The 11,159-nt window shown below is 62.1% G+C and carries 6 protein-coding genes and 2 rRNA genes (1 of these 8 cut by a window edge); 3 read left to right on the plus strand and 5 right to left on the minus strand.

The window, feature by feature from the left end; genetic code table 11:
* The first annotated feature begins 129 nt into the window (after positions 1-129).
* Genes mksB through mksF form a run of 3 tightly spaced genes read left to right on the plus strand, consistent with a single transcriptional unit; the run spans position 130 to position 4,983 of the window.
* A complete protein-coding gene (mksB, locus tag SD196_RS23025; protein ID WP_343577251.1) occupies positions 130-1,407 on the plus strand; it encodes an Mks condensin complex protein MksB in 1,278 nt (425 codons plus the stop codon).
* On the plus strand, positions 1,397-2,152 hold the full coding sequence (gene mksE / locus SD196_RS23030; RefSeq protein WP_275608668.1) for an Mks condensin complex protein MksE: 756 nt from the start codon (positions 1,397-1,399) through the stop codon (positions 2,150-2,152). The genes mksB and mksE overlap by 11 nt, the downstream gene beginning before the upstream one ends.
* Positions 2,149-4,983, plus strand: a complete 2,835-nt coding sequence (gene mksF, locus SD196_RS23035) for an Mks condensin complex protein MksF (RefSeq protein WP_275608669.1) — start codon at positions 2,149-2,151, stop codon at positions 4,981-4,983. Before mksE ends, mksF begins: the two co-directional genes overlap by 4 nt.
* Before the next feature lie 282 nt (positions 4,984-5,265).
* Here the strand turns inward: mksF and SD196_RS23040 are convergent, their stop codons facing one another.
* The 5 genes from SD196_RS23040 to SD196_RS23060 all read right to left on the minus strand — a co-directional run.
* Positions 5,266-7,566 carry a PqiB family protein gene (locus SD196_RS23040; protein ID WP_275608670.1) on the minus strand — a complete coding sequence of 767 codons (2,301 nt, stop codon included), beginning with the start codon at positions 7,564-7,566 and terminating at the stop codon, positions 5,266-5,268.
* On the minus strand, positions 7,559-8,179 hold the full coding sequence (locus SD196_RS23045) for a paraquat-inducible protein A (protein WP_275608671.1): 621 nt from the start codon (positions 8,177-8,179) through the stop codon (positions 7,559-7,561). Before SD196_RS23045 ends, SD196_RS23040 begins: the two co-directional genes overlap by 8 nt.
* Positions 8,166-8,822, minus strand: coding sequence for a paraquat-inducible protein A (locus tag SD196_RS23050; protein WP_275608672.1), 657 nt, complete (start codon positions 8,820-8,822; stop codon positions 8,166-8,168). Before SD196_RS23050 ends, SD196_RS23045 begins: the two co-directional genes overlap by 14 nt.
* Before the next feature lie 409 nt (positions 8,823-9,231).
* Positions 9,232-9,347: ribosomal RNA gene (rrf, locus tag SD196_RS23055) — 5S ribosomal RNA — on the minus strand.
* 131 nt (positions 9,348-9,478) lie between these two features.
* A 23S ribosomal RNA gene (locus SD196_RS23060) occupies positions 9,479-11,159 on the minus strand; it runs 1,211 nt beyond the window's last position.

Raw genomic sequence — 11,159 nt, forward strand, 5'->3', positions numbered from 1 at the left:
CCGTGATCCATTTCACGCATGAGCCGATGGAGCTCGTCGCAATCTGACGCGTTTCGTCACTCTGTCGGCCAGGGCAGACCCTTTGCAGTACAATCGCTCCCTTTGTTCATTCCGGGCCCAACCAAGCCGATGATCGACCCACGACGCGTACTACGCGCCCTCGCCGAACACTGGGTGCTGCTCGAACCGCTGTGCGAGCGCTTCGACGCCGGCACCCTGAGCCTGGTGGAGCTGCGCAACCAGCTCACCAGCCAGCTGCCCGACAGCACCCCGGTGGACATCACCGCCCTGCTCGACCAGTGGGTGCGCCTGGACATCCTCGTCCCGGTGGCCAAGAGCCCCAACCGCTTCGAGCTGAACGCGCAGATCCACGACTTCCTCGCCTACCTGCGCCAGGAACACCGCCTGGGCCTGTGCCTGGAGATCGAAGCCTACCTGCGCCATCTGGAGCGCCTGGCCGGCTATATCCGCGATGCCTTCGAGGTGCGCGACGGCAACGACCTGGCCCGCCAACTGCGCCTGCTCGACATGCGCGTGCGCGACGTGCTGAAGAAGCTGGCCAACGACGAACAGGCACTGGTCGCCGTGGCCGAACGGGCGAAGACCCAGGACCGGCAGATTCCGCTGCGCCAGCGCTACGCGGAAGTCCTGGCCACCTGGGACGAATACGTCGAGCCGATGATCCAGCTGGTCTCCGCCGACGGCGCCTTCGAACAAGGCGTGCGCCGCGTGGAACAGGTGCTGCTGCGCCTGCTCGGCGAACAGGCACGCCTCGGCCAACTGGTGGACGACGACCAGCTGCTGCGCACCCACGCGCGCATCCTGGAAATGCAGACCACCGCCCAACTCACCCTGCGCCGCGCCCGCGAACTGCTGCTGCCGCTGCGTGAGGAAGCCCGTCGGCACAACGCGATCACCCGCGGTGCCGCCCTGGCACTGTCGGTCATCCGCCGCAAGGGCATCGACGCCGTGCCCCAGGCCGCCATGCCGATGTTCACCCGGCCGCAGAGCAACTTCCTGGGCACCGCGTCCCAGGTCGAAAGCTACGTCTTCGCGCTGGCCAACTTCCAGCCAAAGCCGGCGCATTTCCCCAAGGCCAGCGGCAATCGCAAGAGCGACGGCCCGCAGCGCTCGCCGCGCACCGCGCGGGAAATGCTCGACCGCTGCCAGGCCGCGCTGCCGCTGCCGGACCTGATGCAGTGGCTGCTGGAGCAGGAGCCCGAAGGCGCCACCGACGAGCTGCTCTACTGGTTCTCGCGCCTCTCCCGCGATGCCCGCTTCCAGCGCGACCGCCTCGAGCGGGCCCAATACGACACTCTCCAGCACAGCGTCAGCCTGTGCTCCTTCGCCCTGATCGCCGGCGAGAGCGCTGGCAAGGACAGCAAGAGCGAATCGCATGCAGATTAATCTCACCGAAATGACCCAGCTCGCGCCGATCTTCCGCGAGCTGTTCAAGGGCTTCCACATCAGCCGCCGCGACCCGGAGCTGTACAGCCAGTTGTCCAACCAGCAGGACGCCTACCGCGCGCTGTTCCGTAGCCTGGGCTACGAGCTGGTCTGCGATACCCGCGGCTTCTACTACTTCGTCCCCGAGCAGGTCGGCGCCCAGGTGAACAAGACCGCCCAGCGCCTGGCGCTGTTCACCTTCATCCTCGTCGAGCACCTGGCCGACCAGGGCCGCGACCCGCTGGCCGTCCTCGATGGCGGCAGCATCGGCCGCGACGAACTGCCGCCGCTGCTGGAGAAGTACCGCGACCTGTTCCTGCAGGCCGAGGTGACCACCCAGGAAGAACTGGAAGAGAAGGTCATGCGCCGCCTCACCCAGCTCGGCTTCGCCGCCGAGGACAACGGCGTGTACCGCTTCCTGCCGCCGATCCACCGCTTCCTCGACGTCTGCCTGTCGGTCCAGCAGGACCGCGACCTGGCCAGCAACCTGCACGCCAGCGAAATGCAGTTCACCACGCCCGCGCTGATGGACGAGGACGACGAGCCGGTGGTGATCCTGGAGTCCTACGCCGACGAGCCGGCCGACGACGAAGCCATCGTCACCCTTGAAGCACCTGCTGCCGTGATCGTGGAAGAAGAGAGCGAAGAAGACGCCCTCGCCCGCGCCATCGCCGAAGAACAAGCCGACATGGAGGCCCAGGCATGACCCAGGAACGCTACGGCATCCGCCGCTTCGCCCTGCTCAACACCGCCGGCTACAGCCTCGGCATCTTCCCACTGGAACAGCCGCTGTCGGTGTACGGCGCGAACAACCTCGGCAAGTCGGCGTCGATCAACGCGCTGCAGTTCCCGATCCTCGCACGCATGTCCGACATGAGCTTCGGCAAGTACAGCCTGGAAGCCTCGCGCAAATTCTACTTCGCCACCGACACCAGCTACATCCTCATCGAGCTGGACCTGCCCCACGGCCGTCACGTCATTGGTTGTGGTGGTCGCGGCCCAGGCGGCGGCTTCGGTCACCAGTTCTTCGCCTACCAGGGCGAACTGGACCTGGAGCACTACCAGAAGAACGGCACCTGCCTGCGCCTGCGCGAGCTGTACGCGAACCTCGAGCGCGAGGGCATCAAGTCCTATGAGTTGAAGCCGGACGAATTGCGCCGCCTGCTGGTCGGCGGCCACACCTCGATCCCACTGGACCTGACCCTGATCCCGCTGCGCTCCACCAGTGAACAGAGCCTGAAGACCTTCCGCTCGCTGTTCATCAACCTGCTGCACATGCGCGAGATCACCGCGGCCAAGCTCAAGCAGCTGTTCCTCGATGCCTTCGAGCACAGCCTGCGTTCGGGCAGCGTCGACTACATCGCCGCCTGCGAGGAAGCCTTCCGCGACGTACGCCGTATGGAGGGCGACTACCAGGCCCTGGTCGCCGCCGGCCCGCTGGTCGAGGCCCTGGCCAACGGCGTGGCGCAGCGCGAAATCCTGCGCGGCAAGATGCACCGCCTCTCGCCGCTGCTGGATAACCTGCTGGGCACGTGGGAAGACTATTCCGGCGCGCGCAAGGAAGAGCTGGTCATCCAGGCCGAGCACTATCGCCGCGAGCAGGACGGCCTGCAGAACGAACAGCGCGGCAGCACCGCCGAGCTGATGCGCCTGGAGCGCGAGATCAGCGAGATCCAGCGCTGGATGGGCGAACTGGCCGTGCTGAAGAATCGCTTCGCGCTGGTCGAGGATGCCAAGGTGCTGGAGCAGCAGTTGCTCGCCGCCAAGGACGCCCACGACGAACTGGCCGGCGCCCTGGCGCACTCCCGGCAGTTCTCCAGCGAAGACCTGGAAGAGCGCATGCGTGACCTGGAGAAGCGCCTGAAGGGCGTTCGCCAGCAGCTCGAACACGCCGACAACAACAGCTACGCACGCCTGCGCGAGGAGTTCTCCCAGCAGGACGTGGAGCGCCTGATGCGCCTGTTCAACGGCGCGCTGTTCAGCCTGCCGCTGGGCGAGAAAGGCGTGAACCTGGACGAGGACGGCCAGTGGGTCGGCAGCGTCGAGAAGATCCTCGACGCCTTCAAGGGCGAGCGCTTCGAGGTGCCCGGCCTCTCCATCGACCTTTCCACCATCGAGCCACCGGCGCTGCAGGCCCTGGCCGACCGCGCCGCCCTGCGCGACCAGAAGGAGCGCCTGGAGAAGGAGCTCAAGCAGCTCAAGACCCAGCAGGCCGTGGCCGCCGACCGCAACGCCAGCAAGGCGCAGGCGGACAAGCTGTACCAGGACGTGCTCGATGCGCAAAAGGCGCTGGAGGACTTCCGCCGCAGCCAGACCCTGAACGCCGAAGAGCCGGCCAAGCTGGAACAGCTCGCCCAACTGGAAGCCACCCAGGACGAACTCAAGCGCTCCGCCGACGCCTTCACCGAACGCGTCCAGCAGCTCTCCGCCAAGCTGCAACTGATCGGCCGCCAGTTGGCCGACCTGGAAGCCAAGCAGCGCACCCTCGACGACGCCCTGCGCCGCCGCCAGTTGCTGCCGGCCGACCTGCCCTTCGGCACGCCGTTCATGGACCCGGTAGACGACTCCATGGATAACCTGCTGCCGTTGCTCAACGACTACCAGGACACCTGGCAGTCGCTGCAGCGCGTGGACGGCCAGATCGAAGCGCTGTACGCCCAGGTACGCCTGAAGGGCGTGGCCAAGTTCGACAGCGAGGATGATCCGGAACGTCGCCTGCAACTGCTGATCAACGCCTACGCGCACCGCACCGACGAAGCCCTTACTCTGGCCAAGGCGCGCCGTGCGGCGGTCACCGACATCGCCCGTACCCTGCGCAACATCCGCAGCGACTACGACAACCTGGAACACCAGCTGGCGCTGTTCAACCGCGAGATCAACAAGCGCCAGGTGTCGAACCTGCAGAGCTTCCGCATCGTACTGGCGCCCAACAAGGACGCGCTCAAGCACATCGACCAGATCATCCACAGCGCCGGCCAGTACGAGGAAGGCGAGAACCTCTCGGTGTTCGACCTGACCCAGAGCGCCGAGCAGGATGCGAAGAACGAGGAAGCCAAGGACTACCTGTCGCGCCTGGTGGCGGCGAACAACAACCAGCTGGGCCTGAAGGACCTGTTCGAGCTGGCGTTCGAGATCACCAAGATGGGCGGCCAGCCGATCATGCACACCGACATCGACGGCGCGGCATCCAACGGCACCACCATGACCATCAAGGCGCTGACCAACATGTACCTGTTGCTGCACCTGATGGACCGTGAACAAGCCGGCCGTGTGCGTCTGCCCTACTACCTCGACGAGGCGGCGGACATCGACGAACGCAACCAGTCGGCGCTGCTGGAGACCAGCCTGCAGTTGGGCTTCGTGCCGATCCTGGCGAGCGTGAAGCCGCAGGTCTCGGCCCAGGTGGCCATCGACCTGGAAGGCGGCAGCGGCCCCAACGGCATCTACATCGACGAGGCTGACTGGAAGTTCATCCGTCGCCGGGATACCGAGAAGGCTGCGCACAACGATGTGGAGGCCAGCGCCGAACCGGCGTGATCCTCTCCGCGTTAAAGCAAAAGCCCCGCATTGCGGGGCTTTTGCTTTCTGGGCTCCGCGCGGACCTGCTCTTGTAGGAGCGAGCTTGCTCGCGAATCGCATAACACCGAAGTCCAGTTCGTAGGATAGGTGGAGCTTGCGATACCCATGCTGCCCCTGATCGACAATGCTGATGGGTATCGCTTCGCTCCACGCCACCCTACAAGCGTTGCTCCTACCCTGCGAACAACCGTGAAATGAAAAAGGGCCGCATTCGCGGCCCTTTTTCTCTACTGCTGAAACTCAGTTCGCCTTGCCCAGCGGGATCTTCGGCGCCCAGTCCAGCCACTCCTCGTTGGACTCGTCGAACAGCGCGAAGGTCTGTCCCGGCTTGGCCGGCGAGCCCATGTCGGCGTTGTTCGGGGTGGCGAAGGCGACGCCGCCGGCGAGGATGGTCTCGAAGGATTCGGTACGCACCTTCACCCCCTTGAACAGGCCCGCGTCCACACCGACACCGCTGGTGTTCCAGAAGCGGCTGCCGGTACGCACCAGCGGTGCATAGCGCGGCTCGATCAGGATGTGGATCAGTACACGGTCGGCGGTCTCACCCAGTTCGAAGGAGGTCACCTTGCCCACCTGCACCTCGCGGTAGGTCACCGGCACCCCCACCTTCAGCGAGCCGCGACGGGGTGCGCTGAGGGTCAGGCGGAGGCCATCGCCCTCCAGCAGACGGTTCGGCTGGCTGGCCAGCACGCTGAAGGCGGTCTGTGCCTGGCCCGCTTTGTCGGCCGGCAGCACTTCGATGTACTGGCCGCTGACAATAGTGCCCAGGTTGGACACCCCGTTAAGCCCGACCTCCGGTCCGACCACCCAGAAGCGGGTGCCCTGGCGAGCGATGCGGTCTTCCGCACGAGTCAGGCGCGCCTTCATGACCACGCCGCTCAGGTCCTTGCTCAGCTCGACCTGCTCGACGCGCCCTACTTCCAGGCCCTTGTAGCGCAGTACGGTGCCTTCCTTCAGGCCGTCGGCGGTATCGGCGCGCAGCTCGATCATCCGCCCCTTGGCATGGGCCACTTCCTCGCTGTCGAACAGCGCGAAGCGACGCACCTTGGTCACCGGCGGCGCCTTGGGGTCTGGGGTATCGAAGGAGATGCCGCCGGCAATCAGGGTTTGCAGCGACTCGCTTTTCAGCTTGATCCCATCGAGTCCACCACTGACCGTCACCCCGCTGACGTTCCAGAAACGCGTCGAGGTGTTCACCAACTTGGCGTACTCCGGCTCAATATGGGCGCCGATGACTATCCGTGACGGATCACGGCGAGACAGCTGGTAGCTCTGCACGCTACCCACCTTCATCTGCCGATAGAGGATCGGCGTGCCCACTTCCAACGAGCCCAGCTTGTCGGTCGTCAGCACCAGGTGCAGGCCCGGAGAGTCCAGGTTCAGCGGCGGTGCCTTGGGACGGATGACGAAATCGCGGGTCGGCTCGCCGGTCTTGGCGAAGCGCACGCTGATGTAGTTGCCCTTCACCAGCGCTTCCAGGCCGGTGATACCCGCCAGGGAAATGCTCGGCTTGACCAGCCAGAACTCGGTGTCGCTATTGAGGAAGTCTTCGGTGCGCGGATCCATGGACAGCGACGCGGTGGCGCCGTTGAAATCCTGGTCCATGTCGATGCTCTTCACGGTACCGACCTGCACGCCGTTGTACATCACCGGCGTGCTGCCGGCGTTGAGGCCGCTGACATCGGTGACCTTGAGCTTGACCCCCAAGCCCGCCTGGGCGGCATCGTAGTCTTCGTAGAGGCGGAAGGGTTTGGTCGAATCCGTCGGCGGGCTGTCCGGGTAGTTATCCGGCGTGGCAAAGGCGATACCGCCCGCGGCGATGGAGGCCAGCGACTCAGTACGCAGCTTGAGGCCACTCAGGTCGCCGGACAGGGTGATGCCGCTGGCGTTCCAGAAGCGCGTATGTTTGCGCACGAGGTTGGCATAGGCCGGCTCGATGTGAATCTTCACCTCGATGGTCTTCTGGTCTTCCGCCAGGTGATAGCTTTTCACCTGCCCCACCTGAATCTGCCGGTAATAGATCGGGCTGCCCTGCTCCAGCGAGCCCAACCGATCGGCCTTCAGTGTCAGGTGCAGACCGGGCAGGCTATCGGACAGCGGCGGCGGCTCCTTCAGTGCGGTGAACTCCTTCTGCTGTTCGCCTTTCACCGGGTCAATGGCGATGTAGTTACCCGACACCAGGGTTTCCAGGCCAGTGACCCCGGCCAGCGACACGCGCGGCTTCACCAGCCAGAAGCGGGTTTCCTTGCTCAGGTATTCGCCCGCTTCCTTGCGCATCTCGACGGACGCGGTAACCCCCAGGTCAGGCTTGTTCACGTGCAGGTCGACGACCTTGCCGACGCCTATGCCCTTGAAGATCACTTCGGTCTTGTTGATCTGGATTCCATCGCCGCTTTCAAAGCGGATATCGATCATGATCCCTGCCTGGTCGTAGGCCCTCCAGGCCAGCCAGGCGCCGATCGCCAGGGCGATCAGCGGCAGGATCCAGATTGCCGACCAGTTGGAGGTCTTGCGCATCTTCGGGGTGGGAAGATCACTCATTGTCGTTTTCCGCGTCCGTGTTATCCCAGATCAACCGGGGATCGAAGGTCACTGCTGCCAGCATGGTCAGTACCACCACGCTGGCGAAGGCGGCCGCACCGAGGTCTGCCTCGATAGTGGCCAGATTGCCGAAATTCACCAGAGCCACCAGGATCGCGATGACGAAGATATCGAGCATCGACCAGCGCCCGATCCACTCGATGAAGCGGTACATCATGATCCGCTGCCTGGCTGACATGGGTTGGTGACGCTGCACCGAATACAGCAGCAGGGTGATGCCGACCAGCTTGAAGGTGGGAACCAGGATACTGGCAACGAAGACCACCGCGGCAATCGGCACCATATCCGCGTTGATCAGCTCGATCACCCCTTCCATGATGGTCGCGGGCATGCCATTGCCCAGGAAATTGACCGTCATGATCGGCAGGAGGTTGGCCGGGATATAGAGGACGGCAGCCGTGATCAGCAGCGCCCAGGTCCGCGCCAGGCTGTTCGGCTTACGTTCGTGCACCACCGAACCGCAGCGGCTGCAGGTGGTTTCGTCGTCCTCGACGCGCCGATTGAGCTGGTGGCACTCGCCGCAGATCAGCACACCGGCATCAATGGCTCGCATCGTCGAACTCCCCGGACAACTCGCCCCAGACCTGGTGATGCGGCATGGTCACCTCAAGCCACACCTGGGTGAACAACAAGGCCACGAAGCAGGCCAGCCCCAATCCGATATGCAACTCGGCCATACCGATCAGCTTCACGATCGACACCAGGATGCCCATCAGGTAAACCTCGAGCATCCCCCATTCGCGCAGGTGCTGGTATCCACGCAACAGCAACATGCCCTGCTCGCGCATCGTCTTGAAACGCAGGGTCAACAGCACGAACAACTGGCAGAGCAACTTGGCCAGCGGGATGACCATGCTGCACAGGAACACCAGGACAGCGACGCCCTTCATGCTCGACCCATAAAGACCCTGCACCCCGCTCCAGACCGTATCGGTACTGGTCTGGCCGAGGATGGTGATATGCATGATCGGCATGAAATTGGCCGGTATGTAGAGCAGCAACGCCGTCAGCACCAACGCCAATGCGCGTCGCACCATGTGAGGCCGGTGTATTTCCAGCTCGTAGCCGCATCGAGGGCAAACCGACTTCTGCCCTAGCGGCACAGCCACGCGCCGCATCAACAGATCGCATTCATGGCAAGCGGTCAGTTGATCCAACGGCAGGTGCTGTAGCGCGTCACCTTGGATTTCGGACATGAAAAAACTCAGAGAAAAGTTGACGCTATTGTAGACGAGACCAAGCGCCCGACGCTGCGAAGCATAAGCATCGAGTCTTTGCGAATTTTTTGTGAGGAAACAGGGACCGAGGCATCACACCGTGCTTCCTGGCGCTACTCGACAACGCCCCAGCAGTCAGGCAGACAATCTGCCCAGAGATCGAAAGCCATCCTATCCACAGGCCAGTTCGTTGGCTACAAAGTTCACGAACAGCGCCCCAGGCAGGGCATTGCACCCGCAGGAGCGGACTCCGTCCGCGATAGCCGCCGTCTCAGCACGCACTACGGGTTCGGGTTGGGTTGGAGGCCCCCGCACCCAGCCCAACTTTCCCGCGCGCAAAAACAAAGCCCCCGGCCAGCTTTCGCTAACCAGGGGCTTTGGGATAGGCGCTTGACGATGACCTACTCTCACATGGGGAAACCCCACACTACCATCGGCGATGCGTCGTTTCACTGCTGAGTTCGGGATGGGATCAGGTGGTTCCAACGCTCTATGGTCGTCAAGCAATTCTTTAGGACGTTCGTGGCATTCGCACACGCTCATCCAGATTCGGGTATGTGACAGTCATTTGCGGTTCACACGAACTTTCGGTTCGTCGACTTCACCATCGAACACACAAATTGTTTGGGTGTTATATGGTCAAGCCTCACGGGCAATTAGTATCGGTTAGCTCAACGCCTCACAGCGCTTACACACCCGACCTATCAACGTCGTAGTCTTCGACGGCCCTTCAGGGGAATCAAGTTCCCAGTGAGATCTCATCTTGAGGCTAGTTTCCCGCTTAGATGCTTTCAGCGGTTATCTATTCCGAACATAGCTACCCGGCAATGCCACTGGCGTGACAACCGGAACACCAGAGGTTCGTCCACTCCGGTCCTCTCGTACTAGGAGCAGCCCCTCTCAAATCTCAAACGTCCACGGCAGATAGGGACCGAACTGTCTCACGACGTTCTAAACCCAGCTCGCGTACCACTTTAAATGGCGAACAGCCATACCCTTGGGACCGGCTTCAGCCCCAGGATGTGATGAGCCGACATCGAGGTGCCAAACACCGCCGTCGATATGAACTCTTGGGCGGTATCAGCCTGTTATCCCCGGAGTACCTTTTATCCGTTGAGCGATGGCCCTTCCATACAGAACCACCGGATCACTAAGACCTACTTTCGTACCTGCTCGACGTGTCTGTCTCGCAGTCAAGCGCGCTTTTGCCTTTATACTCTGCGACCGATTTCCGACCGGTCTGAGCGCACCTTCGTACTCCTCCGTTACTCTTTAGGAGGAGACCGCCCCAGTCAAACTGCCCACCATACACTGTCCTCGATCCGGATGACGGACCAGAGTTAGAACCTCAAGCATGCCAGGGTGGTATTTCAAGGTTGGCTCCACGCAGACTGGCGTCCACGCTTCAAAGCCTCCCACCTATCCTACACAAGCAGGCTCAAAGTCCAGTGCAAAGCTACAGTAAAGGTTCACGGGGTCTTTCCGTCTAGCCGCGGATACACTGCATCTTCACAGCGATTTCAATTTCACTGAGTCTCGGGTGGAGACAGCGCCGCCATCGTTACGCCATTCGTGCAGGTCGGAACTTACCCGACAAGGAATTTCGCTACCTTAGGACCGTTATAGTTACGGCCGCCGTTTACCGGGGCTTCGATCAAGAGCTTCGCTTTCGCTAACCCCATCAATTAACCTTCCGGCACCGGGCAGGCGTCACACCCTATACGTCCACTTTCGTGTTTGCAGAGTGCTGTGTTTTTAATAAACAGTCGCAGCGGCCTGGTATCTTCGACCGACATGGGCTTACGCAGTAAATGCTTCACCCTCATCGGCGCACCTTCTCCCGAAGTTACGGTGCCATTTTGCCTAGTTCCTTCACCCGAGTTCTCTCAAGCGCCTTGGTATTCTCTACCCGACCACCTGTGTCGGTTTGGGGTACGGTTCCTAGTTACCTGAAGCTTAGAAGCTTTTCCTGGAAGCATGGCATCAACCACTTCATCATCTAAAAGACGACTCGTCATCAGCTCTCGGCCTTGAACACCCGGATTTGCCTAAGTGTTCGGCCTACCACCTTAAACTTGGACAACCAACGCCAAGCTGGCCTAGCCTTCTCCGTCCCTCCATCGCAGTAACTAGAAGTACAGGAATATTAACCTGTTTCCCATCGACTACGCTCTTCAGCCTCGCCTTAGGGACCGACTAACCCTGCGTCGATTAACGTTGCGCAGGAACCCTTGGTCTTTCGGCGTGGATGTTTTTCACACCCATTGTCGTTACTCATGTCAGCATTCGCACTTCTGATACCTCCAGCAAGCTTCT

The sequence above is a fragment of the Pseudomonas macauensis genome, assembly GCF_047902425.1.
GTDB lineage: Bacteria > Pseudomonadota > Gammaproteobacteria > Pseudomonadales > Pseudomonadaceae > Pseudomonas.

Bases quoted from the DNA above. Each gene is read 5' to 3' on its own strand.
- mksB (WP_343577251.1), top strand. From the start codon at position 130: ATGATCGACCCACGACGCGTACTACGCGCCCTCGCCGAACACTGGGTG.
- mksE (WP_275608668.1), top strand. From the start codon at position 1,397: ATGCAGATTAATCTCACCGAAATGACCCAGCTCGCGCCGATCTTCCGC.
- mksF (WP_275608669.1), top strand. From the start codon at position 2,149: ATGACCCAGGAACGCTACGGCATCCGCCGCTTCGCCCTGCTCAACACC.
- SD196_RS23040 (WP_275608670.1), bottom strand. From the start codon at position 7,566: ATGAGTGATCTTCCCACCCCGAAGATGCGCAAGACCTCCAACTGGTCG.
- SD196_RS23045 (WP_275608671.1), bottom strand. From the start codon at position 8,179: ATGCGAGCCATTGATGCCGGTGTGCTGATCTGCGGCGAGTGCCACCAG.
- SD196_RS23050 (WP_275608672.1), bottom strand. From the start codon at position 8,822: ATGTCCGAAATCCAAGGTGACGCGCTACAGCACCTGCCGTTGGATCAA.